Here is a 26219-nt window from a genome sequence, read left to right on the forward strand (position 1 = left end):
TCTTACCCGCGCAACATCGCGAGCACCGCTTCGGCGCTGCTGACCTTGAATTCGCCCGGCGCTTCGACGGCCAGATGCGTGACCACGCCATCGTCCATCACCATCGCATAGCGCAGCGAGCGCACGCCCATGCCGCGCTTGCCCAGGTCCTGCTCCAGGCCCAGCGCGCGCGTCCAGTCGGCGCTGCCGTCGCCGAGCATGCGCACCTTGCCGGCGGTGCCCTGCTCGCGCGCCCATGCGCCCATGACAAAGGCGTCGTTGACCGACACGCACCAGATCTCGTCGACGCCGGCGGCGCGCAGCGCGTCGGCCTGCTCGACGAAGCCGGGCACGTGGCGGGCAGAACAGGTCGGCGTGAACGCGCCCGGCAGGCCGAACACGACGATGCGGCGGCCCTTGGCCAGCTCGGCCACCGAGAAGGCGTTGGGACCGAGCGCGCAGCCGCCGGCCTCGGTTTCGAAGTACTCGTACAGCGTCGCGTCGGGCACGCGTGCACCGATTTCGATCATGGCGATTTCCTCAGGCAGCCCCGGCGTTGGCGCAGCGAACGCCTTGGCCAAACCCAGTCTGCATCATAGTTGCCGCCCTCCGGCATCCCAAGTGGGACGGCGGCGCGGGCCGCTGTCGGCGGATGCCGACAGGCGGGCAAGCAGAACTGACAAAAACAGGCGCGGCGAGCTTGCGCTCGCCGCGCGGACGGGAGGCACATCCCGGCCGGGATACGGCGGGAGACCAGTCCGGGGAGGCGGCCGGCGGCGCGCCTGTCCCGGCACGGGATGCGGACGGAGGACAGCGGGCGGCGTCAATCTCCTCGCTCGCGCGAAAGGCCGGCGGCCGTCATCCGCAGCGCGGCACGGGCGGATGGGGAGCGCCCATCGTGCCCCGCTGTCGCGGATGCGCGGCCGGCAACCTGCCGGCGATGCGATCGGCTGGCCGGGGGAGCCGGCTCGCCGTGGGTCGACGTCGCGCCGTGCTCAGTCCGCCTGCTTGCGCAGGAAGGCGGGGATGTCGTACGTGTCGACACCCTTCTCCTGCAGCGCGGCCACGTGCGCCGACGCGGTTTCGCGCGAACTGCGGAACACCGCCGGCGTATCGAGGCCGCTGTAGTCCGGCGCGCTGTGCAGCGCCGAGCCATGCTGCAGGCCAGCCATCATCTGCACCGGCATGTTGTCGGTACCGGTCTTGAGCAGCGTCATCGGCTGCTGCTTCTTGCTGGCGCGGCCCAGGCCGGTGGCGACCACGGTCACGCGCAGCGCATCGCCCATCGAGTCGTCGTAGACGGTACCGAAGATCACGGTCGCATCTTCCGCGGCATAGCTGCGGATGGTGTTCATGACTTCCTTGGTCTCCGACAGCTTCAGCGAGCGGCTGGCCGTGATGTTGACCAGCACGCCGCGCGCGCCGGACAGGTCCACGCCTTCCAGCAGCGGGCTGGCGACCGCCTGCTCGGCGGCCAGGCGCGCGCGGTCGACGCCCGACACCGTGGCCGTCCCCATCATCGCCTTGCCCTGCTCACCCATCACGGTCTTGACGTCTTCGAAGTCGACGTTGACCAGGCCGTCCACGTTGATGATCTCGGCAATGCCGGCCACCGCGTTGTGCAGCACGTCGTCCGCGCACTGGAAGCACTTGTCCATCTCGGCGTCGTCGCCCATCACCTCGAACAGCTTCTCGTTGAGCACGACGATCAGCGAGTCGACGTTGTTCTCCAGCTCGGCCGAGCCGTGCTCGGCGACCTTGGCGCGGCGCGCGCCTTCGAAGTCGAACGGCTTGCTGACCACGCCGACGGTCAGGATGCCCATCTCCTTGGCGACCTGCGCCACGATCGGCGCCGCACCGGTACCGGTGCCGCCGCCCATGCCGGCAGTGATGAAGACCATATGCGCGCCGCGCAGCGCGTCGGCGATCTGTTCGCGCGCCGATTCGGCGCAGGTGCGGCCGACCTCCGGCTTGGCGCCGGCGCCCAGGCCAGTATTGCCCAGTTGCAGCACGCGCGCCGCGGTCGAGCGCTTGAGCGCCTGCGCATCGGTGTTCATGCAGATGAATTCGACGCCCTGCACCCCGCGGTTGATCATGTGCTGCACGGCGTTGCCGCCCGCGCCGCCCACGCCGACCACCTTGATGATGGTGCCGTCCTGCATTTCCGATTCGATCATGTCAAAGTCCATCACTGCCTCCGAGAAAAATCAGTCGCCAAACGCTGCGGCCTCCCCGCCGCAACCCTTGGTTCCTGAACAAAGAACCAAAAGAAAGAAAGAAACTGCTCCATCAACGCGCCGCGCCCGCCACGGTGGACAGTCGGCGACGGCGCGTCGCCAATTCATGCCGGCCGATCAGAAATTGCCGACGAACCATTCCTTCATGCGCGTCCAGATCTGCTTGACCGAACCGCTCTGCACCGCGACCTTGCGTCCGCGCATCCGTTGCACGCGGCCTTCCAGCAGCAGGCCCATCACCGTCGAGTAGCGCGGGCTCTTGACCACCTCGTGCAGATTGCCGCGGTACTCCGGAACGCCAACCCGAACCGGTTTGAGGAAGATGTCCTCTCCCAGTTCCACCATGCCGGGCATCATTGCGGTGCCGCCGGTGATCACGATGCCGGACGACAGCAATTCCTCGTAGCCGGACTCGCGCACGACCTGATGCACCAGCGAGTACAGCTCCTCGATGCGCGGCTCGATCACCGCCGCCAGCGCCTGGCGCGACAGCGTGCGCGTGCCGCGATCGCCCACGCCCGGCACCTCGATCATTTCCTCCGGATCGGCGATCGCCTGCTTGGCGATGCCGTACTGGATCTTGATGTCCTCGGCATCGGGCGTCGGCGTGCGCAGCGCCATCGCGATGTCGTTGGTGATCTGGTCGCCGGCGATCGGAATCACCGCGGTATGGCGGATCGCGCCTTCGCTGAAGATCGCGATGTCGGTGGTGCCGCCGCCGATGTCGACCAGCACCACGCCGAGCTCCTTCTCGTCCTCGGTCAGCACCGCCAGGCTCGACGCCAGCGGCTGCAGGATCAGGTCGTGTACCTCCAGCCCGCAGCGGCGCACGCACTTGACGATGTTCTGCGCCGCGCTGACCGCGCCCGTCACGATATGGACCTTGACCTCCAGGCGGATGCCGCTCATGCCGATCGGCTCGCGCACGTCCTCCTGGCCGTCGATGATGAATTCCTGGGTCAGGATGTGCAGGATCTGCTGGTCGGTCGGAATGTTGACCGCCTTCGCCGTTTCGATGACCCGCGCCACATCGGTCTGGGTCACCTCCTTGTCCTTGATCGCCACCATGCCGCTCGAGTTGAACGAGCGGATGTGGCTGCCGGCAATGCCGGTGAAGACCTCGGAAATCTTGCAGTCGGCCATCAGCTCGGCTTCCTCGAGCGCCTTCTGGATCGACTGCACGGTGGCCTCGATATTGACCACGACCCCTTTCTTCAACCCCTTGGACTCGGATTGGCCCATCCCGATCACTTCGTAGCTGCCGTCGGGGCGCAATTCCGCAACCACCGCCGCCACCTTCGAGGTGCCGATGTCCAGACCAACCAACAGGTCCTTGTATTCCTTGCTCATCGGGTTTTCTCCGCGTTCTCTTTTCTCAGTCGCGTCGGATTGTTGTTGGAAGCCGGACCACGCTTCGCGCCAGTTGCATTGGCATTGGCACGGTTGGCGCCGTTCGCATTGCTCGTCCCCTGCTCGCGGGCCTTGGCGGCGGCTGCCGCCTGGGCCTCGGTCAGGAAGCGGACATTGGCTGCCCGGATGGCAAACCCGTTCGGATAGCGCAAATCCGCGTACTCGATCTGCTTGCCCCACTGCTCCGTCACCTGCGGCCAGGCGATGACGAAACGCTTGACGCGTTCCTCCATCGCCATCCGGTCAAGGTCGGTCTGTTCCCGTCCGAATTCGACCACCATGCCGTTGGACAGCCTGGCCCGCCAGGCGTAACGCCCGGACAACGTCACCGCGAGCGGCTCGGCCTTCAACGGCCGGAACCACTCGCGCATGATCTCGAGTTTGTCGACGACATCCGCCTCGCTGCCGGGCGGACCATCGAGCGCGAGCAGCCGGGCGTCCTCTTCCGCCTCGGCGGGATTGGCCACGAACAGCTCGCCATAGGTATTGATCAACCGCCCGGTATCGGGCGCGCCCCAGGTGCCCAGCGCCTCGTGTTCCTCGATCCTGACCGTCAGGCCGCTCGGCCATTCGCGCCGCACGCTGGCCTTGCGCACCCAGGGCACCGACTCGAAGGCCTGGCGCGCGGCGTCCAGGTCCAGCGTGAAGAAGTTGCCCGACAGCTTGCCCAGCGCGTTGGCCCGCACCGCGGGCGCATTGACGTGGCGCAGCGTGCCGCCGTACATCGGCGCCAGCTCGACATGGGTGATCGCGAACACCGGCCGCTGCGCCAGCCACATCAGGCCGGCCGCGAGCGCCATCACCACCACCACGGCGTAGAGCGTGGTGGCGATCAGGTTCAGCAGGCGTGCGTTGTGCCACATGTCGGTTCGGGGTGCGCGATGGCTTCGTTGTACGGGGTCAGCCGCGGGTTATTCGGGTTTCCAGTGCTCGTTCGGATGCAGGTCCAGCGTCGCCGCGGCGACCACCTGCAGCACGAAGTCCTCGTAGCTGATGCCGGCCGCCCGCGCCGACATCGGCACCAGCGAATGGCCTGTCATGCCGGGCGAGGTGTTCATCTCCAGCAGATAGGGCTGGCCGTCGGCGGTCAGCATCACGTCGGCACGCGCCCAGCCGCGGCAGCCCAGCACGCGGAAGGCCTCGACCGCGAGGCTGCGCACGCGCTGCTCCAGCGCATCGCCCAGGTTCGCCGGGCACAGGTATTGGGTAACGTCCGTGAAGTACTTGTTTTGATAGTCGTAGTTGGCGTCGGGCGCGACGATGCGGATCACCGGCAGCGCGACCGCGTCGCGGCCCTCGCCGACGATCGGGCAGGTCAGCTCGGCACCGTCGATGAACGCTTCGGCGATCACGTCGTTGTCCAGCGCCGCGGCCTTCTCGTAGGCGGCGCGCATCTGGCTGGCCTCTGTCACCTTGGTCAGCCCGATCGACGAGCCTTCCCGCGCCGGCTTGACGATCAGCGGCAGGCCGAGATCCGCCGCCACCGCGTCGAACTCGCGCTCGGTGCAGTCGGCCGTCAGCATCGCGAAGCGCGGGGTCGGCAGCCCATGCGTGCTCCACAGCCGCTTGGTGGCGGGCTTGTCCATCGCCAGCGCGGAGGCCAGCACGCCGCTGCCGGTGTACGGAATGCCCAGCTGCTCGAGCAGGCCCTGCATGGTGCCGTCCTCGCCGTAGCGGCCGTGCAGCGCGATGAAGACGCGGTCAAAGCCGGCCGCGGCCAGTTCGGCGACGCTGCGCAGCGCCGGATCGAAGGCATGCGCGTCGACGCCGCGCGACTGCAGCGCGGCCAGCACGCCTTGGCCGGACAGCAGCGAGATTTCGCGTTCGGCCGAACGGCCGCCCATCAGCACGCCGACCTTGCCGAGCGTCTTCGGATCGATTTGGGGATTGGGGACGAAGCTCATGCCTGGCCTCCGGCTTGCGGCACGGCCGCTTGCTGTGGTTGTTGCGACGCTGACGAGGCAGCGGGTTGCGAAGGGGAAGATGCCGCCGATGCCGCGGAGGACGATGCCGCCGACGCCGCGGCCTGGCCCGACACCAGCAGGCCCGGCACCGCGCCGATCGTGCCGGCGCCCATCGTCACCACCACGTCGCCCGGACGCGCCGCGTCCAGGACCGCTTGCGGCATGTCGTCGATCTGCTCGACGAAGACCGGCTCGACCTTGCCGGCGACGCGCAGCGCGCGCGTCAGCGCGCGGCCGTCGGCGGCCACGATCGGCGCCTCGCCGGCCGCGTAGACCTCGGCCAGCAGCAGCGCGTCGACGGTGCCGAGCACCTTGACGAAGTCCTCGAAGCAGTCGCGCGTGCGCGTGAAGCGATGCGGCTGGAACGCCAGCACCAGGCGGCGGCCCGGGAACGCGCCGCGGGCGGCGGCCAGCGTCGCCGCCATCTCGACCGGGTGATGGCCGTAGTCGTCGACCAGCGTGAAGGTGCCGCTGCCGTCCGCGCAGGCCACCTCGCCATAGCGCTGGAAGCGCCGGCCGACGCCGTGGAATTCGCGCAGCGCCTTGACGATGGCGGCGTCGGGCACCTCCAGCTCGGTGGCGATCGCGATCGCCGCCAGCGCGTTCTGCACGTTGTGCAGGCCCGGCAGGTTCAGCACCACGTCGAGCGGCGGCTCGGCATGGTTGTTCAGCTGGCGCAGCACCGTGAAATGCATCTGGCCGTCGACCGCGCGGGCGTTGACCGCGCGCACCTGGGCGTCCTCGGCGAAGCCGTAGCGCACCACCGGCTTGGACACGAACGGCAGGATCTCGCGCACGTTCGGGTCGTCGACGCACAGCACCGCGATGCCGTAGAACGGCAGCCGCTGCGTGAATTCGATGAAGGCCTGCTTCAGACGGGCAAAGTCATGCCCGTAGGTGTCCATGTGGTCGGCGTCGATATTGGTGATGACCTCGATCACCGGGAACAGGTTCAGGAACGACGCGTCCGATTCGTCCGCCTCGGCGACGATGAAGTCGCCGGTGCCCAGCCGCGCGTTGGCGCCGGCCGAGTTCAGCCGGCCGCCGATCACGAAGGTCGGATCGAGTCCGCCCTCGGCCAGCACCGACGCCACCAGGCTGGTGGTGGTGGTCTTGCCGTGCGTGCCGGCGATCGCGACGCCCTGCTTCAGGCGCATCAGCTCGGCCAGCATCACCGCGCGCGGCACCACCGGAATGCGCTTGGCGCGCGCGGCCAGCACCTCGGGGTTGTCGCCGCTGACGGCGGTCGACACCACCACCGCGTTGGCGCCGGCGATATGCGCGGCGTCATGGCCGTGCATCACCGTCGCGCCCAGCGCGGTCAGGCGTCGCGTCGCGGCGTTGCTGCCCATGTCGGAACCGGACACCCGGTAGCCGAGATTGAGCAGCACCTCGGCGATGCCGCTCATGCCGGCGCCGCCGATGCCTACGAAGTGGATGTTCTTGACGATATGCTTCATGAATCCGTTGCTTGTCGGTGGACCTCGATCCCTCGGTTCCCCGTGCTCATTCCTGCCAAATCCCTGGCTAATCCCTGGCCAGCTCGCTGCAGACCTGCGCCACGCGCCGGGTCGCATCCGGCTTGGCGAGTCCGCGCGCACGCTGCGCCATCTCTTTCAGTTGCGGCCGCGACAGCCGGGCCAGCGTCTGCGCCAGCCCTTCCGCGGTCAATGCGTTCTGTTGCACCAGCAGCGCGGCGCCCTGTTCCGACAGGAAGCGCGCGTTGGTGGTCTGGTGGTCGTCCACCGCATGCGGGAACGGCACGAACAGCGCGGCCACGCCGGCGGCCGCCACTTCCGATACCGTCATCGCGCCGGCGCGGCAGATCACCAGATCGGCGTCGGCATACGCCTGCGCCATGTCGTCGATGAAGGGCACCGCTTCGGCCGCGACCCCTGCCGCGGCGTAGTTCGCCCGCAGCGTGTCGATCTGCTTGACGCCGGCCTGGTGCCGCACCAGCGGCCGCTCGCCTTCCGGCAGCAGCGCCAGCGCCTGCGGGACCACCGCATTGAGCGCCGCCGCGCCGAGGCTGCCGCCGACCACCAGCAGCCGCAGTGGACCCTGGCGGGCGTCGTAGCGCGCCGCCGGCTCGATCAGCGCCGCCACTTCCTCGCGCACCGGATTGCCGGTCCACTCGGCGCCGGGCAGCGTCTGCGGAAACGCGCACAGCACGCGATCGGCGACCTTGGCCAGCACCTTGTTGGCGAGCCCGGCGATCGAGTTCTGCTCGTGCAGCACCAGCGGCCGGCCCAGCAGCGAGGCCATCATGCCGGCCGGGAAGGTGATATAGCCGCCCATGCCGAGCACCACGCTCGGGCGCACCCGGCGCAGCGCGCCGATGCTCTGCCAGAACGCGCGCAGCAGGTTCAGGGGCAGCAGCAGCTTGGTCAGCAGCCCCTTGCCGCGCAACCCGCCGAACTGGATGAACTCCATCGGGATGTCGTGCTTCGGCACCAGGGTGGCTTCCATGCCGGTGCGGTTGCCGAGCCAGACCACGCGCCAGCCCTGCGCGCGCAGCGCATGCGCGACGGCGAGCCCCGGGAACACATGGCCCCCGGTGCCGCCCGCCATCACGAGCAGGGTGCGTGGCTGCGTGGAACTCATACCTTCCCTCCACGCATCAACACGCTGTTTTGGCTTCGGCCGCTTCGCTTAACTTCCTGCTCGCGCAGGAAGTTAGCCTGCGCCGAAATCGGGCGTTGCTGCGTTCCGGTCATACCTTCCCTCCACGCATCAACACGCTGTTTTGGCTTCGGCCGCTTCGCTTAACTTCCTGCTGGCGCAGGAAGTTAGCCTGCGCCGAAATCGGGCGTTGCTGCGTTCCGGTCATACCTTCCCTCCACGCATCAACACCCGATTTTCGTAATCGATACGGAGCAGCAAGGCCAACGCGACGCAGTTCATCAGGATCCCCGAACCGCCGTAGCTGACCATCGGCAGCGTCAGGCCCTTGGTCGGCAGCAGGCCGAGGTTCACGCCCATGTTGATGAAGGCCTGCCAGCCGATCCAGATGCCGATGCCCTTGGCGACCAGCCCGGCGAAGGTGCGGTCCAGCTGCAGCGCGGTGCGGCCGATCGAGAAGGCGCGGCGCACCAGCCAGTAGAACAGCACGATCGCGGTCAGCACGCCGATGAAGCCCAGCTCCTCGCCGATCACGGCCAGGATGAAGTCGGTATGCGCCTCGGGCAGGTAGTGCAGCTTCTCGATGCTGCCGCCCAGCCCCACCCCGGCCCATTCGCCGCGGCCGAAGGCGATCAGCGAATGCGTCAGCTGATAGGCCTTGCCCAGCGCGTATTCCTCGCGCCAGGGATCGAGATAGGCGAAGATCCGCTCGCGCCGCCACGGCGACACCGCGATCAGCAGCGCGAAGGTGCCCACCGCGATCGCCACCAGCGCGCCGAACAGCTTGCCGTTGACGCCGCCAAGGAACAGGATGCCCATCGCCACCGCGGCGATCACCAGGAAGGCGCCCATGTCGGGCTCGAGCAGCAGCAGCATGCCGACCACCGCCACCGCGACGCCCATCGGCAGGAAGCCCTTGCCCAGGCTCTGCATCCATTCCTGCTTGCGCACCGTGTAGTTGGCCGCGTACAGCACCACCGCCAGCTTCATCAGCTCGGACGGCTGGAAGTTCATCAGGCCCAGCGGAATCCAGCGGCGCGCGCCGTTGACGCCCTTGCCGATGAAGGGCACCAGCACCAGGATCAGCAGGATCAGCGCCAGCACGAACAGCTTGGGCGCATAGCGGTCCCAGTACTTGACCGGCACCTGGAAGGCCAGCAGCCCGACGCCGAGCCCGATCAGCAGCGAGAACGCATGGCGGATCAGGAAATGGCTCTCGCGGTAATTGGCGAAGCGCGGCGAATCGGGCAGCGCGATGGTCGCCGAATAGACCATCACCAGGCCGAGCGCCAGCAGCACGATCGCCACCCACAGCAGCGGCTGGTCGTACTCCATCATCCGCGAGCGGGTCGGCTTGACGCCGGACACCGCATCGCGCAGCCCTTCCCAGGCATTGCCGATGGTCGCGCCGACGATGGTGGCGCCGACGAAGCCGCTGCGCTTGGCCTGGCGCTCTGCCTGCATCTCGCTCATGGCATGGTCCCCCGGGACAGCGCCAGTTCTTCCACCGCGGCGCGGAACACTTGCGCGCGGTGCACGTAATTGCGGAACATGTCCAGGCTCGCGCAGGCCGGCGACAGCAGCACCACGTCACCCGCCTGGGCCTGTTCGGCGGCCAGCCGCACCGCCGCTTCCAGCGCGCCCTCGTTCGAGCCCGCGTCGAGCAGCGCAACGCCGGTGCCTTCCAGCGCCGCGCGCAGTTCGCCGGCGGCCTTGCCGATCAGCACCACCGCGCGCGCGTACTGCGCCACCGGCGCCGCCAGCGGCGAGAAATCCTGGCCCTTGCCCTCGCCACCGGCGATCAGCACCACGCGCTTGTCGAGCCCGGACAGCGCGGCGACGGTCGCGCCGACATTGGTGCCCTTGCTGTCGTCGAAGTACTCGACGTCGTCGATGGTGGCGATCCACTCGACCCGGTGCGGCTCGCCGCGGTACTCGCGCAGGCCGTGCAGCAGCGCGTTCAGCGGCAGGTCGATGGCGCGGCACAGCGCCAGCGCCGCCATCGCGTTGGTGGCGTTGTGCATGCCGCGGATATGCAGCGCATCGGCCGGCATCAGGCGCTTGTGCCGCACGGGTACCGGCGCGGCCTCGTCGCCCGCGGCGCTCTTGCGGCGGCGCGGCTTCGCCTCGTCGGCCTCGCCATCGGGCTCCGCCAGCACCAGCCAGGGCATGCCGCCCTCGCGCAGGATGCCGAAGCTGCCCGGCACTTCGGGCAGGTCGGTGCCGAAGGTCACCGGCGCCGTGCCCGGGCGCGCCATCTCCATCGTCAGGCGGTCGTTGCGGTTGAGCACCTGCACACAGCGGGCACCGTCGGCACCGTCGGCGCCCACGGCTTGCGGCCCGAAGATGCGCTGCTTGGCGGCCGCGTAGGCCTGCATGGTGCCGTGCCAGTCCAGATGGTCCTGCGTGACGTTGAGCACCGCGGCCGCATGCGGCGCCAGCGTATACGTGGTCTCCAGCTGGAAGCTGGACAGCTCGAGCACCCAGACCTCGGGCAGCGTCGCCGAGGCGATGCAGGCCGACAGCTTGTCCAGCGCCGACGGGCTGATATTGCCGGCGACCGCGACGGTCTTGCCGGCGCGCTCGACCAGCCGGCCGGTCAGCGCGGTGGTGGTGGTCTTGCCGTTGGTGCCGGTGATCGCCAGCAGCTTCGGCGCGTAGCCGGCCTCCGCCTGCAGATGCGCCAGCGCGCGCGCGAACAGTTCGATCTCGCCCCACACCGGGATGCCGCGCTCGCGCGCCGCGTCCAGCAGCGCGCCGGTATCGGGCTCGGTGGGCGACAGGCCCGGGCTGATCGCGATCAGCCCGATGCCGTCGAGCAGCGCCGGCAGGGCGGACGCAAAGGCGGCGCCGCCGACGAATTCGGCCGAGGGCAGCTCGGCCTGCAGGAAGGCGAGATTGGCGGGCGCCGGACGCGTGTCGGCGACGCGCAGCGCGCAGCCATACCGGCCGCACCAGCGCGCCATCGCCAGGCCCGATTCACCGAGGCCCAGTACCAGCACATGAGGGGTCTGCAACTCGCCAAACACTTCGTTTCCTGCCCTTGATTTCCTGTCGTCGATTCAACTTGCCGGTCTGCGTTCCGCCTGTGCGCCTCAGCGCAGCTTCAGCGTCGACAGCCCGATCAGCACCAGCAGCAGCGTGATCACCCAGAAGCGGACCGTCACCTGCGTTTCCTTCCAGCCGCTCAGCTCGAAATGGTGGTGCAGCGGCGCCATGCGGAACAGCCGCCGCCCTTCGCCATAACGGCGCTTGGTGAACTTGAACCAGGTGACCTGCAGCATCACCGACACCGTCTCGGCGACGAACACGCCGCCCATCACGAACAGCACGATCTCCTGGCGCACGATCACGGCAATGGTGCCGAGCGCCCCGCCCAGCGCCAGCGCGCCGACATCGCCCATGAACACCTGCGCCGGATGCGCGTTGAACCACAGGAAGGCCAGGCCCGCGCCGGCCATCGCCGAGCAGAAGATCAGCAGCTCGCCCGCCCCGGGGATATGCGGGAACAGCAGGTACTTGCTGTAGACCGCGTTGCCCATCACGTAGGCGAACACGCCGAGCGCGCTGCCGACCAGCACCACCGGCATGATCACCAGGCCGTCGAGGCCGTCGGTCAGGTTGACGGCGTTGCTCGAGCCGACGATCACGAAATAGGTCAGCACGATGAAGCCGGCCACGCCCAGCGGGTAGCTGACCTCCTTGAAGAAGGGCACCAACAGGTTCGACTTGTAGGGCATGTCCAGCGACAGCCCGCCCTCGACCCAGCTCAGGAACAGCTCCCACACCTTGACGTTGCTGGCCTCGGAAATCGAGAAGGCCAGATAGACCGCGGCCACCAGCCCGATCAGCGTCTGCCAGAAATACTTCTCGCCGCTCGACATGCCACGCGGGTCGCGATAGACGACCTTGCGGTAGTCGTCGACCCAGCCGATCGCGCCGTAGCCGAAGGTCACCAGCATCACCACCCAGACGAAGCGGTTGCCCCAGTCGCACCACAGCACCGTCGAGATGCCGATCGACAGCAGCACCAGCACGCCGCCCATGGTCGGCGTGCCGGACTTGACCAGATGGGTCTGCGGGCCGATGGTGCGCACCGCCTGGCCGATCTTCATCTCGGTCAGCTTGCGAATCACCCACGGACCGAGCGCGAGGCCGATCACCAGCGCCGTGAGGTTGGCCATCACGGCGCGGAAGGTCAGATAGTTGACGACCCGCAGGAAGCTGTAGTCATCTTGCAGCCATTGGGCCAGGGCCAATAACATCGTTCTTCGTTTTCCTGTCTGCTGCCGCCGCCCCTCGTTCAGGGGCCTGGCGGCCAATTCCAATCAATCGTTAAGCTTCACTGCCGTTCAGTCTCAACCCTTGTTCGCCGGCCCCGCCGACTCAGCCGACCCGGCCGACGGCGTCACCAGCGCGTCGACCATGCGCTCCATCCGCATGAAGCGCGAGCCCTTGACCAGCACGGCGCTTGCCCGCGCGACGGTGCCGTCCGCATCGGCGGCCAGCGTCGCCGCCAGCGCGTCGGCGCCGGCAAAGTGCCGGGCGCCCTCGCCGAAGGCCTGCACCGCGTGCGGCGAGGCCTCGCCGGTGGCCCACAGCGTCTCGATGCCGCGCGCGCGCGCATAGGCGCCGATCTCGGCGTGGAACGCCGGTCCCTGATCGCCGACCTCGCCCATGTCGCCGATCACCAGCACGCGCGGCGGCGCAAAGCCGGCCAGCACGTCGATGGCGGCGCGCATCGAGTCGGGGTTGGCGTTGTAGGTGTCGTCGATCACCACGGTGCCGGCCGCGGCGCGCTTGACCTGCAGCCGGCCCTTGACCGGCGCGAAGCTGGCCAGGCCGCGCTGGATCGCCTCGACCTCGACGCCGGCGGCCAGCGCGCAGGCGATCGCCGCCAGCGCATTGCGCACGTTGTGCATGCCGAGCAGCGCCAGCCGGACCTCGAAGGCGCGGCCGGGCGCGCGTACCTGCAGCCGCTGCACGCCATCGTCGAGGCTGACGTCGGCGGTCACGTCGGGGCTCAGGTCCGCCTGCTTCACGTCGCCGCCCTCGGCCAGGCCAAAGGTCAGCACCGGCCGGCCGCCGGCCGCGGCGCGCCAGATGCCGGCATGCGCGCCGCCGCTGGCCGCGTCGAGCGGAAACACCGCGGTGCCGCCGGCCGGCAGCGCGGCCAGGATGCTGGCGTGCTCGTGCGCGACGGCCTCGACGCTGACCATGAATTCCTGGTGCTCGCGCTGGGCGTTGGTGATCACCGCCACCGTGGGCTGCGCGATCGCCGCCAGCGTCGCGGTCTCGCCCGGATGGTTCATGCCGAGCTCGAGCACCGCCAGCCGGTGGCTCGGACGCAGGCGCAGCACCGTCAGCGGCAGCCCGATGTCGTTGTTCAGGTTGCCGCCGGTGGCCAGGCGCTGCGCTTCGCCGACCGCCGCGGCGAAGATCGCCGCGATCATTTCCTTGACCGTGGTCTTGCCGTTGCTGCCGGTCACCGCGACCGTCGGCAACGTGAACTGCGCGCGCCAGCCGGCGCCGAGCTGGCCCAGCGCGACGCGCGTATCGGGCGCCACGATCGCCGGCAAACCTGGCGCGGCGGCGCCGATGTCGCGCTCGACCAGCACCGCGGCGGCGCCCTTGGCGGCCACGTCGGCAATGAAGTCGTGCGCGTCGAAACGTTCGCCGCGCAGCGCGACGAACAGATCGCCGGGCTCGACGGTGCGGCTGTCGGTATGCACGCGGGTGAACCGCCGCGCGCCATCGCCTTCGATGCGTGCGCCGGCGATCCAGCCCGCGGCCTGCTGCAGGTCGGTCATCGTCTGTTCTGGTTTGGCCGTTGCCGTCATGCCGGTGCTCATGCTCGTACTCATGCCGATACTCCGCGCGCCGCCAGCGCCAGACGCACATGCTCGCGATCGGAGAACGGCCGCTTGCGGCCCTGGATTTCCTGCGTGGCCTCGTGGCCCTTGCCGGCCACCAGCACCACGTCGTTCGCGCCGGCATGCTTGACCGCGTAGAGGATGGCCGCGGCGCGGTCCTCGATCTGGCGGCCGCGGCGGAAGTCCTGCATGCCGTCGGCGATTGCATCGAGGATCGCCTGCGGGTCCTCGCTGCGCGGGTTGTCGCTGGTCAGCACCACCTCGTCGGCCAGCCGTTCGGCCACCGCGCCCATCTGCGGACGCTTGCCTGGATCGCGATCGCCGCCGCAGCCGAACACGCACCACAGCCGGCCCTGGCGCGCCGCGGCCACCGGACGCAGCGCGTCCAGCGTCTTCTCGAGCGCGTCGGGGGTATGCGCGTAGTCGACCACGGCCAGCGGCCCTTCGTGTCCGCCGAACAACTCCATGCGCCCGTCGACCGGGCGCAGCGCGCGCAGCGCGGCCAGCGCCGCGTCCCAGGCGACGCCATTGGCCAGCGCCGCGCCCAGCACGGCCAGCAGATTGCTGACGTTGAATTCGCCGATCAGCGGCGTGGCGACCTCGGCGCTGCCGAAGCTGCTGTCGACCTTGAACACGGTGCCGGTCGGCGTGGCCTTCACGCCGGTGGCGCGCAGCCACGCCGCGCCGCCGCTGAAGCCGGTCGGGCCGGCGGGGCCGCCGATGCCGTATTCGATCACCTGCCGCGCCGCCATGCCGCCCGCCAGCAGGCGCCGCCCCATCGCGTCGTCGCGGTTGATCACCGCGGCCTGCAGCTTCGGCCAGTGGAACAGCAGCGTCTTGGCCGCCTCGTACTCGGCCATGCTGCCGTGGTAGTCGAGGTGGTCCTGGGTCAGGTTGGTCAGCACCGCGACCTGGAACGGCGTGCCGGCGACGCGGCCCTGCTCGAGGCCGTGCGAGGACACTTCCATCGCCACCGCGGCCGCGCCGGCGGCATGCAGCTCGGCCAGGCTGTCCTGCAGCTGCACCGCGTCGGGCGTGGTGAAGCCGGTGTGCTGCAGCGCGTCCGGAAAGCCGCTGCCGAGCGTGCCGATGGTCGCGCAGCGGGTACCGGAGGCCTGCAGCACGCGTGCGAGCCACTGGCTGCACGACGTCTTGCCGTTGGTGCCGGTGATGCCGGTGATCGCCAGCCCGCGCGCCGCGTTGCCGTACCAGGCGGCGGCGATCGGCCCGGCCAGCCGCTCCAGCCCTTCGATCGGCAGGTGCGGCACGGCATCGCCATGCGGCCACTCGTAGCCGCGGCTCTCGTAGACCACCGCCGCGGCGCCGCGCGCGAGCGCCTCGCCGATATAGGGGCGGCCGTCGGTCGACAGGCGCTGGTTGCCCAGCACATAGGCGAAGAAGACATCGCCCTGGCGCAGCCGGCGCGTGTCGCCGGTCAGGCGGGCGGTATGGCCCGATTGCTGGCCGGCGTGCTGGCGCAACCAGGCCGCTGCCTTGGCAGCGGCCTGTTCGAGGGCGGCGTGCTTGCTGCGAGCGGTCATCGGGTGGTGCTCCCGGTTCCGCGGGCGGACAGGGCTTCGGGCGGCGCATCGGGCAGGGTCTCGGGCACGCTCTCGGTGACCACCAGCTGCCGGATCGGCGAATCGGGCTGGACATTCAGCGCGCGCAGCGTGCCGCCTGTGATCGCGGCGAACACCGGGCCGGCGACGGCGCCGCCATAGTGGCTGCCCGAGGTCGGCTCGTCGACGCTGACGGCGACGATGATGCGCGGGTTCGACATCGGCGCCAGGCCGATGAACGAGGCGCGGTACTTGCTGCGGTCGTAGCCGCGGCCGACGTGCTTGTAGGCGGTGCCGGTCTTGCCGCCGACGCGGTAGCCCATGACCTGGGCCTGGGTCGCGGTGCCGCCGGGCGCCGTCACCATCTCCAGCATGCCGCGCACGTCGCGCGCGACCTGGGGCGAGATCACGCGCTCGCCGCTGGCCGGGCCGTCGGTGCGGAACATCGTGATCGGAATCAGCTCGCCGTCGTGGGCGAAGATCGTATAGGCGTGCGCCATCTGCATCAGCGACACCGACAGGCCGTAGCCGTACGACATGGTGGCCTGCTCGATCGGCCGCCAGCTCTTGTACGGGCGCACTCGGCCCGCGGCGGCGCCGGGGAAGCCGAGCTTGGGTGCCTGGCCCAGGCCCAGGCTGGTGAACATGTCCCACATTTCCTGCGGCTTCATCAGCATCGCCATCTTGATGGTGCCGATGTTGCTGGACTTCTGGATCACGCCGGCGACGGTCAGCGGACCGTAGTTGTGGGTATCCGAGATCGTCGCGCGCTCGAAGGTGTAGCGGCCTTCGGTCTGGAACACCGTCGACGGCGTCACGCGCTTGAGCTGCAGCGCCAGCGCGGCGGTGATCGGCTTCATCATCGAGCCGGGCTCGAAGGTGTCGGTCAGCACGCGGTTGCGCAGCTGCTCGCCGGACAGGCGCGCGCGGTCGTTCGGGTTGTAGCTGGGCCAGTTGGCCAGCGCCAGCACCTCGCCGGTCTGCGCGTCGAGCACCACCGCGCTGGCGGCCTTGGCCTTGCTGCGCTCGGCCACCGCCTTGACCTCGTTGAAGGCCAGGTACTGGATCTTGGCGTCGATCGACAACTGCAGGTCCTGGCCGTCGCGCGGGCTGCGCAGCACGCCGATGTCCTCGACCACGCGGCCGAGCCGGTCCTTGATGACCTGGCGCGCGCCCGCCTTGCCGGCCAGCACGCCTTCGCGCGCCAGCTCCATGCCTTCCTGGCCGCGGTCCTCGACGTTGGTGAAGCCGACGATATGCGCCATCGCCTCCCCTTCCGGGTAGAAGCGCTTGTACTCGCCGCTCTGGTGCACGCCGTCGATTTTCAGCGCGGCGATCTTCTCGGCCACGTCGGGCAGCACCTGCCGCTTCAGGTAGACGAAGCTCTTGTCCTCGGTCAGCTTCTTGCGCAGGTCCTTCTCGGACATGTCGAGCAGCCTGGCGAGCTGGCGCAGCTTGCCGGCATCCAGGTTCGACGGCACGTCCTCGGGCACCGCCCAGATCGCCTTGACCGGCAGGCTGGTGGCCAGCACCAGGCCGTTGCGGTCGAGGATCTTGCCGCGCGTGGCCGGCAGCTCGAGCGTGCGCTGGAAGCGCTTCTTGCCCTCGGCCTCGTAGAACTGGTTGCCCGGGCCCTGGATCCACAGCGCGCGCACGGCCAGCGCGACGAAGGCCGTGAACATCAGGAACACCACCAGCTTGGAGCGCCACATCGGCAGGCGCAGGCCGAGCACCGGGCTGGCCGAGAACTGGCCGGAGCGCGGACGCGTGGCGGCGGGCCGCGCATTGCGCGGGCGGTGCAGGCTCGGGCGGGCCATCGTCATGGACGGGCCTCCGCGGCGTTGCGCTGCTGCGTTTCGGCACCGTTGGCACCGTTGGCACCATTGGCGCCATTGGCACCGGCGGCACCGTTGGCGCCCTCGCCTTCGGTGCGCGGCAGCACGATGCCCTGCAGGTATTGGGTACGGCCGGGGCTGACCGGCGACATCTTCAATTGCGCGCGGGCCGCGTCGGCGATGCGCGCGCTCTTGGACAGCGCGCTCTGCTGGTATTGCAGCCGCGACCAGTCGGTCTCGAGCTGGCGCTCCTCGGACTGCGCGCGCTCGAGCGCGACGAACAGCGTGCGCGCCTCGTGCTGGGCGCTGACCAGCGACAGCGCGCACAGGATCAGCGCGCCGAGCAGGAAGAAGGTCAGGCGGTTCATGCGCGCGCCCCACCCTGCGGCGCGGCGGGCGCCAGTTTTTCAGCGACGCGCATCACGGCCGAGCGCGCGCGGGGGTTGTCGGCGGTTTCCCGGGCACCGGGCTTGACGCGGCCGAGCAGCTTCATCGTGGGCTGGGGCAGGTCGGCCGCGCGCAGCGGCGCGCGCCGCAGCGCCGGATCGGCGTCCTGCTGCGGGCGTGCGTGCGCCTGCATGAACCGCTTGACGATGCGGTCCTCCAGCGAATGAAAGCTGATCACCACCAGCCGTCCCCCTACCTCGAGCAGATCGTAGGCCGCGCTCAGACCGCTTTCGAGGTCCGCAAGCTCTTGATTGATGAAAATCCGTAGAGCCTGAAAGGTGCGGGTCGCAGGGTCCTGACCCTTCTCGCGTGTCTTGACGGCTTTCGCCACGAGCGCGGCAAGGTCGGCAGTAGTGGCGAGGCGTCCGCCATCGCCGGGTTCGCTCCGGCGAGCAACAATCGCCTTTGCAATCTGTACAGCAAACCGTTCTTCCCCATAGTCTCGTATCACCCTCGCGATGTCCTGCTCGTCGGCCTGCGCCAGCCACTCGGCGGCGGTGATGCCGCGCGTGGTGTCCATGCGCATGTCGAGCGGGCCCTCGAACCGAAACGAAAACCCCCTCGCTGCGTCGTCGATCTGGGGCGAGCTGATCCCCAGGTCGAGCAGCACGCCCGCGACCTTCGCGCCGGCCAGGCGCTCGCCCATGGCGGCGAAGCTCGCGTGCTCAATAGAGAAGCGGGCATCCTTGATGGTGCCCGCTTCTGCGATTGCTGCCGGATCCTTGTCGAAGGCGACCAGTGCCCCTTCGGGTCCCAGCCGCGCCAGCACGGCTCGGCTGTGCCCTCCCCTGCCGAAGGTGCCGTCCACGTAGACGCCGTCGGGCCGCCACACGAGCGCATCGACGGCTTCGTCCAGCAGCACGGTGCGATGGCGCAGGGGGGTGGGCCCCGGCGTACGGGTCGGTTCCATAACCACTTCAGAAAGAGAAGTTCTTCAATGCTTCAGGCATGCCCTGGGCCATCGCCTGCTGTTCCTTGGCGGCGTAGGTCGCGGCATCCCAGACCTCGAAATGGCTGCCCATGCCGAGCAGCATCACTTCCTTGTCCAGCATGGCGGCGCTGCGCAGCTCCGGCGCGATCAGCACGCGCCCGGCGCTGTCCATTTCGACGTCGGCGGCATTGCCCAGAAAAATGCGCTTCCACCAGTGCGCGTCCATCGGCAACGCCGCAATCCGTGTGCGAAAGGTTTCCCATTCCGGCCGGGGAAAGAGCAGCAGGCATCCATCCGGGTGCTTGGTCAGCGTCACCCGGCCCTCGGCCTGTTGTTGCAGCGCTTCCCGGTGCCGCGTCGGAATCGACATCCGACCCTTGGCATCGAGGGAGAGCGCCGATGCTCCCTGAAACAAGTTCACCCCCGTCCCGCGCCTGCCTGCGGCGGCTTGGCGTGGCGTTGACTGGTCCGCTTCGGCTAGTGCACATCATCCCACACCGAAGCCCTTTCCTCACACAAAAATACACTTCCTCACACTATTCCCCACTTTAGAGGAAGCCTATTGGCCGGTCAAGGCTCGTCAACGGTGCCGAAAAGGCGTTTTTCGGAATCAGAACAAAGACTTAGCGCAGGGCGAGCGCGCACCAGGAAGGTGAATTCCTAATGAAATGAAGGTCTTAGGGGAGAAAGCCGAGAAACCACCTGAGAACTACGCGGGGAGAAGTCGCTGGCGCAAGGAAATACCGCGGTCCCGAGCCCGGCCAAAGGATACAACGATTCGATGCCGAGAGCCGCTGGGAAGAGCCCGCGGCGGGCGCCGGACGACGCGGTCCGGCGCGCCGTGCGGGTCGTGACGGGACCGTCGGCTCCGCGTCAGGCCCGCTTCAGATCCGCGTCAGATCCGCTTCAGATCCGCTTCAGTCCGCTTCAGATCCGGTAAGCCGTGGTGGTCATCACGCGCGAGGCCGCGCGCATCGCCGCCCGCACCGGGGCGGGCAGCGTGATCCCGCCCGCTTCGCGCGCGCTGGCGCCATGGCGGGCCTCGTCGTCACGCATCTGCTCGAGGATCGCGCGCGAGCGCGCATCGGCGGGAGGCAGCTGCTCCAGATGGCCGGTCAGGTGCTGCTCGACCTGGCGCTCGGTCTCGGAAACGAAGCCCAGGCTCGCGCGATCGCCGGCGCGGCCGGCCAGCCAGCCGATGGCGAAGGCGCCGGCGTACCACAGCGGGTTCAGCAGGCTCGGCCGCGAGCCGAGCTCGCGCAGGCGCTCCGCGCACCAGCCGAGGTGATCCTCCTCCTCGCGCGCGGCGGCATCCATCTGCGCGCGCACCGCGCCATCGCGCGCGGTCAGCTTCTGGGCCTGGTACAGCGCCTGGGCGCAGACCTCCCCGACATGGTTGACCCGCATCAGCCCGGCGACATGCCGGCGCTCGCCGGCGTCCAGTTGCGTGTCGTCGTGCTCGCCCAGCGTCTCGGCCGGGCTGGGGCGCCCCGCACGGGTCGCGCCGGTGATGGCGCGCAGGGCGACGTCGAATTCGTGGATCAGCTTGTCCATGTCGGTACGGCGGTGGCGGCCGGCGTGACGGTGAAAGTGACGATGAGCCGCCTTGGGTCGGTTCGGGGAATTCCCGCATTGTACCGCCCCCGTTTCGGACCGCCCTCGCGGGGCGCCTTGCCAGTACTGGCCTGGGCTGGCGGGCTACTCCAAAACCCTGAGTTGTGAAAAGCCGACAATAGAACGACTGTGCGATTGTGCAAACAATGCCGTTTGTTACAGTACCCGACAACTTCTCGCGAAGTTGGGTGCGCAGAGCATGGAGAGTTCAGGAGGCTGTCTCGCGCATCACACCAATAATTCTTACTACAGGAGATAAACCAGCATGAAGAAGTCGCTTCTTGCATTGGCCGCGCTCGGCGCTTTCGCCGGGACCGCTCAGGCCCAATCGACCGTCACGCTTTACGGGGTGGTCGACGCCAACATCGAGTACGTCAGCAACATGTCCTCGACCGCGGCGGGCACGGCCGGATTCCCGGGCCGTGGAGAAAACAAGTTCGGGGTGACTTCCGGCGGCCTGTCCGGTTCGCGCTGGGGTCTGCGCGGCGTGGAAGATCTCGGCGGCGGCATGAAGGCGCTGTTCGTGCTGGAAAGCGGCTTCGGCGTGGATGACGGCCGCATGCAGCAGGGCGGCCGCCTGTTCGGCCGTCAGGCGTATGTCGGTATCGAGAGCAACCAGGTCGGCCGCATCACCTTCGGTCGCCAGTACACCTCGATGTTCGATGCATTCGCCAACTTCTCGCCGACCGGCTACGCGACGCAGTACGAACCGATCGCCTATCAGCTGGGTACCAACTTCCGCTCGGACAACACCGCCAAGTACACCGGCAAGTTCGGTCCGGTCACCGCCATCGCGCACTGGTCGTTCGGCAACGGCGTGGCCGGCGGCGGCGAAGTGCCGGGCCAGTTCCGCCGTGACACCGGCTACGGTGGTGCGGTGGCGTACGCGGCCGGTCCGCTGGGCGTGACCATCGCCTACGACCAGTCGAACCCGACGGTGGCCAACACCGGCGGCGACACCGCGACGTTCCGCAAGGCGGGTGCCGCGGCCAGCTACGCCTTCGGCCCGGCCAAGCTGATGGCAGGCTACCGCTGGGGCCAGAACAAGGCCCCGAACGACGCCACCATCTACCGCGACGACTACTACTGGGCCGGCGCCAACTACCAGGCCACCGCCGCGCTGGGCCTGACGCTGGCGTACTACTACGCCGACGTCAAGAACCTGAACGGCGTCAACGCACCGAACCCGTGGCAGGTCAGCTTCGTGGCGGACTACAACATCACCAAGCGGACCGACATCTACCTGACCGCCGCCTACACCAAGAACGCCGGCCTGAACTTCGACAGCGCCGTCATCAGCTTCGCCAACGGCTACCCGCTGGGCGCCGGCGAAGACAATATGGTCGGCGTGGGCATCGGTATCCGCCACAAGTTCTGAACGCGAGCACCGACGGCCGGCCGTGCGCCGGCCTGAAGCGCGTCTTCGAAAGGCACCTTCGGGTGCCTTTTTTATCGGCGCCGCCCGAGCCCCTGCCCGGGCTCCTGCCCGCGCCAAGCTAGGGCCAAGCTCGGCCCACCCCATGACGGCGCGCGGCGCCGCCATAGGGCTTCACCTCATCGGCATTGCCTCGTCGGCGCCACTAGAATGCAGCAGTCCCGGCGACCCGCCGGCCGTGCGAGCAGCAACGCGGCGACATCGCGGCAACACCGCAGCGATTGCGCAACGACAACGCAGCAACAACACACCGACAACACGACGCGCCTGCTCTTCCAACGGCGCGCAAGGAGACGACCGATGCAAGCCCCCCGCCGCCGCGCGCTGCGCCTGACCCTGGCCGCCACCCTGAGCGGGCTGGCCGGCCTCGCGTGGCTATCGTCCGCGCATGCCGCCGACCCGGCCGGCTATCCGGCCAAGCCGATCCGCATGGTGGTGCCGTTCGCCCCGGGCGGCACTACCGACATCCTGGCGCGCGCGGTCGCCGCGGAACTGTCGAAGCTGCCGGGCTGGAACGTGGTGGTCGACAACCGGCCCGGCGCGGGCGGCAACATCGGCGCCGAGATCGTCTCCAAGGCCGAGCCCGACGGCTACACGCTGCTGATGGGAACGGTCGGCACCCACGGTATCAACCAGTCGCTGTACAGCAAGCTGCCGTACGACCCGATCAAGGACTTCGCGCCGATCACCGAGGTCGCCGCGGTGCCGAACGTGCTGGTGCTGAACCCGGCCTTCGCGCAGCAGAACAAGATCAACAGCGTCAACGACCTGATCGCCTATGCGCGCGCCAATCCCGGCAAGCTGAACATGGCCTCGAGCGGCAACGGCACCTCGATCCATCTGGCCGGCGAACTGTTCAAGACGCAGACCCGCACCTTCATGGTCCACTTCCCGTACAAGGGCAGCGGCCCGGCGCTGACCGACCTGGCCGGCGGCACCATGCAGGTGATGTTCGACAACCTGCCGTCGTCGATGTCGCTGATCAAGGCCGGCAAGCTGAAGGCGCTGGCGGTGACCAGCGCCAAACCGTCGCCCGCCCTGCCCGACCTGCCGACCATTGCGCAGGCGGCCAAGCTGCCCAACTACGAAGCCAGCTCGTGGTTCGGGCTGCTGGCGCCGGCCGGCACGCCGCCCGCGATCGTGTCGCGGATCCAGCAGGAAGTGGCCAAGGCGCTGGGGACGCCGGCGATGCGCGAAAAGCTGCAGGCGCAGGGCGCCGAGCCGGTGGGCAGCACGCCGCAGCAGTTCGCCCAGCATATCCGCGCCGAAACCGCCAAGTGGGCCAAGGTGGTCAAGGATTCGGGCGCGAAGGTCGACTGATCCGGCCCCTGGCGCGGCCGCCGCGGGAGCGCGCCTCGCGGCTGGCTTAGCGCATATACTTCAGGCGTCAACATTTTCCCTTGCCGCCTGCGATGCCGACTTCCGCCGCCGACGCCGCGTCCAACGCGGTGCCAGTCGATCTCGAAACCCGCGCCGATGATGCCAGCCACGAGGCCCTGCGCCTGTGGCTGCGGCTGCTGACCTGCACCAACCTGGTCGAGGCCGATATCCGCGGCCGGCTGCGCGAGTCGTTCGGCTGCACGCTGCCGCGCTTCGACCTGATGGCCCAGCTCGAGCGCCATCCCGAGGGCCTGAAGATGGGCGAGCTGTCGCGCCGCATGATGGTGACCGGCGGCAACGTGACCGGCATCACTGATCAGCTGCAGCAGGAAGGGCTGGTTTCGCGCGAGCCGCTTGCCAACGACCGGCGCGCCTATCTGATCCGGCTCACGCCCGCCGGCCGCGCCGCCTTCACGCGCATGGCGCGCGCGCACGAGCAATGGGTCGAGCAATTGTTCGGCGGGCTGGCCGAAACCGAGCGGCGCGCGCTGTTCAAGCTGCTGGGCCGCCTCAAATCGACACTGGTGTCCGCATGAAATCCCTGATGACGCAACCGAGGCCGCAACCGAGGTCGCAACCAAGGTCGCAACCAAGGTCGCCAGCGCGGCCGCAAGCGCAAGCGTGGCGTGTATCCGGCCTGCCCGTGCGGGCCGCCGCGATGGCCGTCGCGGCGGCCACCGTGGCGGCACTGGCAGGCGGCTGCGCCAGTTCGCCGAGCGCGCCGCCGGCGCCGCAGATCACGCCGGTCAATGCCACCGTCAAGCTGGGGCGGATCGCCGAGAAGCGCTTCGTCACGCGCGTCGATGTCGAACAGGCGCGCGGCTATTCCGGCTATGGGGTGGGAGTGGGCGCCGCCAGCGGCGGCGGCTGGCACGGCGGAGGCGTGGGCGTCGGCCTGGCCTTCGACCTCGGCCGGCTGCTCAATCGCCAGCCGGTGCAGCAGGTCGATATCTTCGCCTACGAGGTCAAGCTGAACGACGGCACCAATGCGACCATCAACGGCCCGGCCGCACCGGGCCTCGATGTCGGCAGCTGCGTGCGCGTGGTCTACGCGGACGGACGGCGCGAGCCGGGGCTGGCGCCGTCCAACGAGTGCTGAGCCGGCGCCGGGCTGCCCGGCGCCGCGAAGGCGATCAGGCCGCCTTGCGCGAGTCGCGCAGCTCCCGCCGCAGGATCTTGCCGACGTTGGTCTTCGGCAGCTCGGTACGGAACTCGACGTACCTGGGCCGCTTGTAGCCGGTCAGCCGGTCCTTGCAGAACGCGATCACATCCTGCTCGGTCAGCGCCGGGTCCTTCTTGACCACGAACAGCTTGACCACCTCGCCCGAATGCTCGTCCGGCACGCCGACCGCCGCGACTTCCAGCACGCCCGGGCACTCCGCGACCACGCCCTCGATCTCGTTCGGGTACACGTTGAAGCCCGAGACCAGGATCATGTCCTTCTTGCGGTCGACGATGCGGGTATAGCCGCGCTCGTCCATGATGCCGATGTCGCCGGTCTTGAAGAAGCCGTCCGGCGTCATGACCTTGGCGGTCTCGTCCGGGCGGTTCCAGTAGCCGGCCATCACCTGCGGCCCGCGCAGGCAGATCTCGCCCGGCTGGCCCAGCGGCACGTCGCGGCCGTCGTCGTCGCGGATCGCAATCTCGGTCGACGGCAGCGGCAGGCCGATGGTGCCGGAGAAGGCGTCGCTGTCGGTCGGATTGCAGGTCGCCGACGGCGAGGTCTCGGACAGGCCGTAGCCCTCGATGATCGGGCAGCCCGTCTTGGCGAGCCATTTCTTCGCGACCGCTTCCTGCACCGCCATGCCGCCGCCGTTGGCCACGCGCAGCCCCGAGAAATCGACCTTGTCGATGTCCGGGTGGTTGATCAGCGCGTTGTACAGCGTGTTGACCGCCGGGAACATGTGGAAGCGGTACTTCTGCAGCTCCTTGATGAAGCCCGGGATGTCGCGCGGATTCGGAATCAGCACGCTCAGGCCGCCGCTGCGCATGCCCAGCAGCGCGCAGACCGTCAGCGCGAAGATGTGATACAGCGGCAGCGCGGTGATGGTCACCACCTGGTCGATCGGCGCGCCCTTGGCCAGCGCGGGCTGCATCCACGCCTGCGACTGCAGCACGTTGGCGACCACGTTCCGGTGCAGCAGCACCGCACCCTTGGACACGCCGGTGGTGCCGCCGGTGTACTGCAGGAAGGCGATATCGTCCGGACCGGTGTCGACCGGCTTGCGCTGCAGCCGGCTGCCCTCGGCCAGCGCCGTGGGGAAGCGCACGCAGTTGGGCAGCTCCCACGCCGGCACCATCTTCTTGACGTTGCGCACGACGAAGTTGACGACGGCACCCTTGAGCCCGCCCAGCATGTCTCCCATGCTGGCGACCACCACATGCCGGACCGGCGTGGCGGACAACACCTGCTGCAGCGTGGCGGCGAAGTTCTCCAGGATCACGATCGCCTCGGCGCCGCTGTCCTTGAGCTGGTGCTCGAGCTCGCGCGGCGTGTACAGCGGATTGACGTTGACGACCACCATGCCCGCGCGCAGCACGCCGGCTAGCACGACCGGGTATTGCAGCACGTTCGGCATCATGATCGCGACCCGCGCCCCCGGCTTGAGACCGCGCGCCTGCAGCCAGGCGGCGAAGTGGCCGGACAGCTTGTCCAGCTCGGCATAGGTGATTGCCTTGTCCATGCAGACGAAGGCGCGCCGGTCCGCGTAGTCGCGAAAGGATTCCTCCAGCAGCTGGGCAAGCGACCGGTACTGGCTGGCGTCGATCTCGGCGGGTACGCCTGCCGGATAGTGTTTCAGCCACTGCTTTTCCATATGCCGTCTCCTGGTTTCTGAATGATCGTTCGATTTTTGCGACGCTAAACGGCGATGCTAAACGGCGGGCCCCCTTAAGACAACACCAGGACCATACGTTAGATGAAGTCCTCTGAA

Annotated in this window: 22 protein-coding genes; 4 read left to right on the top strand and 18 right to left on the bottom strand. The window is 68.8% G+C overall.

Going from position 1 to position 26219, the window contains the following annotated elements; all coding sequences use genetic code 11:
* Positions 1–2 precede the first annotated feature (2 nt).
* From KZ686_RS01335 to coq7, 17 genes are all read right to left on the bottom strand, one after another.
* Positions 3–509, bottom strand: a complete 507-nt coding sequence (locus KZ686_RS01335; RefSeq protein WP_150082111.1) for a peroxiredoxin — start codon at positions 507–509, stop codon at positions 3–5.
* Between the two features lie 465 nt (positions 510–974).
* On the bottom strand, positions 975–2168 hold the full coding sequence (gene ftsZ, locus KZ686_RS01340; protein WP_149316572.1) for a cell division protein FtsZ: 1194 nt from the start codon (positions 2166–2168) through the stop codon (positions 975–977).
* Between the two features lie 165 nt (positions 2169–2333).
* A complete protein-coding gene (gene ftsA, locus KZ686_RS01345; protein ID WP_149316571.1) occupies positions 2334–3566 on the bottom strand; it encodes a cell division protein FtsA in 1233 nt (410 codons plus the stop codon).
* A complete protein-coding gene (locus tag KZ686_RS01350; RefSeq protein WP_149316570.1) occupies positions 3563–4489 on the bottom strand; it encodes a cell division protein FtsQ/DivIB in 927 nt (308 codons plus the stop codon). The genes ftsA and KZ686_RS01350 overlap by 4 nt, the downstream gene beginning before the upstream one ends.
* Before the next feature lie 48 nt (positions 4490–4537).
* A complete protein-coding gene (locus tag KZ686_RS01355; protein ID WP_149316569.1) occupies positions 4538–5530 on the bottom strand; it encodes a D-alanine--D-alanine ligase in 993 nt (330 codons plus the stop codon).
* On the bottom strand, positions 5527–7050 hold the full coding sequence (murC, locus tag KZ686_RS01360) for a UDP-N-acetylmuramate--L-alanine ligase (RefSeq protein ID WP_223819431.1): 1524 nt from the start codon (positions 7048–7050) through the stop codon (positions 5527–5529). Before murC ends, KZ686_RS01355 begins: the two co-directional genes overlap by 4 nt.
* Positions 7051–7117: 67 nt before the next feature.
* Positions 7118–8194 (bottom strand): undecaprenyldiphospho-muramoylpentapeptide beta-N-acetylglucosaminyltransferase, encoded by a 1077-nt coding sequence (murG, locus tag KZ686_RS01365; protein ID WP_150082107.1) that lies wholly within the window; start codon positions 8192–8194, stop codon positions 7118–7120.
* Positions 8195–8416: 222 nt separating this feature from the next.
* Positions 8417–9685, bottom strand: coding sequence for a putative lipid II flippase FtsW (gene ftsW, locus KZ686_RS01370; protein WP_149316567.1), 1269 nt, complete (start codon positions 9683–9685; stop codon positions 8417–8419).
* Positions 9682–11241 (bottom strand): UDP-N-acetylmuramoyl-L-alanine--D-glutamate ligase, encoded by a 1560-nt coding sequence (murD, locus tag KZ686_RS01375; RefSeq protein WP_265632865.1) that lies wholly within the window; start codon positions 11239–11241, stop codon positions 9682–9684. The genes ftsW and murD overlap by 4 nt, the downstream gene beginning before the upstream one ends.
* Positions 11242–11307: 66 nt before the next feature.
* Positions 11308–12477 (bottom strand): phospho-N-acetylmuramoyl-pentapeptide-transferase, encoded by a 1170-nt coding sequence (gene mraY, locus KZ686_RS01380; RefSeq protein ID WP_023264842.1) that lies wholly within the window; start codon positions 12475–12477, stop codon positions 11308–11310.
* A 93-nt stretch (positions 12478–12570) separates the two neighbouring features.
* A complete protein-coding gene (locus KZ686_RS01385; protein WP_265633503.1) occupies positions 12571–14022 on the bottom strand; it encodes a UDP-N-acetylmuramoyl-tripeptide--D-alanyl-D-alanine ligase in 1452 nt (483 codons plus the stop codon).
* A 50-nt stretch (positions 14023–14072) separates the two neighbouring features.
* Positions 14073–15626: a UDP-N-acetylmuramoyl-L-alanyl-D-glutamate--2,6-diaminopimelate ligase gene (locus KZ686_RS01390; protein WP_265632866.1), complete on the bottom strand. Its 1554-nt coding sequence runs from the start codon at positions 15624–15626 to the stop codon at positions 14073–14075.
* Positions 15623–17467, bottom strand: a complete 1845-nt coding sequence (locus KZ686_RS01395) for a peptidoglycan D,D-transpeptidase FtsI family protein (RefSeq protein ID WP_149316564.1) — start codon at positions 17465–17467, stop codon at positions 15623–15625. The genes KZ686_RS01390 and KZ686_RS01395 overlap by 4 nt, the downstream gene beginning before the upstream one ends.
* On the bottom strand, positions 17464–17847 hold the full coding sequence (gene ftsL / locus KZ686_RS01400) for a cell division protein FtsL (RefSeq protein ID WP_149316563.1): 384 nt from the start codon (positions 17845–17847) through the stop codon (positions 17464–17466). The genes KZ686_RS01395 and ftsL overlap by 4 nt, the downstream gene beginning before the upstream one ends.
* Positions 17844–18836: a 16S rRNA (cytosine(1402)-N(4))-methyltransferase RsmH gene (gene rsmH / locus KZ686_RS01405; protein ID WP_149316562.1), complete on the bottom strand. Its 993-nt coding sequence runs from the start codon at positions 18834–18836 to the stop codon at positions 17844–17846. Before rsmH ends, ftsL begins: the two co-directional genes overlap by 4 nt.
* A 7-nt stretch (positions 18837–18843) precedes the next feature.
* Entirely contained in the window at positions 18844–19272 is a 429-nt protein-coding gene (mraZ, locus tag KZ686_RS01410; RefSeq protein ID WP_006577764.1) for a division/cell wall cluster transcriptional repressor MraZ, read from the bottom strand.
* 512 nt (positions 19273–19784) lie between these two features.
* Positions 19785–20411, bottom strand: coding sequence for a 2-polyprenyl-3-methyl-6-methoxy-1,4-benzoquinone monooxygenase (coq7, locus tag KZ686_RS01415; RefSeq protein ID WP_149316561.1), 627 nt, complete (start codon positions 20409–20411; stop codon positions 19785–19787).
* A 325-nt stretch (positions 20412–20736) separates the two neighbouring features.
* Between coq7 and KZ686_RS01420 the strand changes: the two genes are divergently transcribed.
* The 4 genes from KZ686_RS01420 to KZ686_RS01435 all read left to right on the top strand — a co-directional run bounded on the left by KZ686_RS01420 (position 20737) and on the right by KZ686_RS01435 (position 24385).
* Positions 20737–21849, top strand: coding sequence for a porin (locus KZ686_RS01420; RefSeq protein ID WP_265632867.1), 1113 nt, complete (start codon positions 20737–20739; stop codon positions 21847–21849).
* A 357-nt stretch (positions 21850–22206) separates the two neighbouring features.
* Entirely contained in the window at positions 22207–23226 is a 1020-nt protein-coding gene (locus KZ686_RS01425; protein WP_149316559.1) for a Bug family tripartite tricarboxylate transporter substrate binding protein, read from the top strand.
* Between the two features lie 92 nt (positions 23227–23318).
* Positions 23319–23822: a MarR family winged helix-turn-helix transcriptional regulator gene (locus KZ686_RS01430; RefSeq protein ID WP_149316558.1), complete on the top strand. Its 504-nt coding sequence runs from the start codon at positions 23319–23321 to the stop codon at positions 23820–23822.
* A 122-nt stretch (positions 23823–23944) separates the two neighbouring features.
* The gene (locus tag KZ686_RS01435; protein ID WP_149316557.1) at positions 23945–24385 is read left to right on the top strand and encodes a hypothetical protein; all 441 of its coding nucleotides are present in this window, start codon (positions 23945–23947) and stop codon (positions 24383–24385) included.
* A 34-nt stretch (positions 24386–24419) separates the two neighbouring features.
* On the opposite strand, the gene KZ686_RS01440 is transcribed toward KZ686_RS01435, so the two are convergent.
* The gene (locus KZ686_RS01440; protein WP_149316556.1) at positions 24420–26102 is read right to left on the bottom strand and encodes a long-chain fatty acid--CoA ligase; all 1683 of its coding nucleotides are present in this window, start codon (positions 26100–26102) and stop codon (positions 24420–24422) included.
* Positions 26103–26219: the final 117 nt, after the last annotated feature.

It is taken from the genome of Cupriavidus cauae (genome assembly GCF_026210475.1).
In the GTDB taxonomy this organism is placed as follows: domain Bacteria; phylum Pseudomonadota; class Gammaproteobacteria; order Burkholderiales; family Burkholderiaceae; genus Cupriavidus; species Cupriavidus cauae.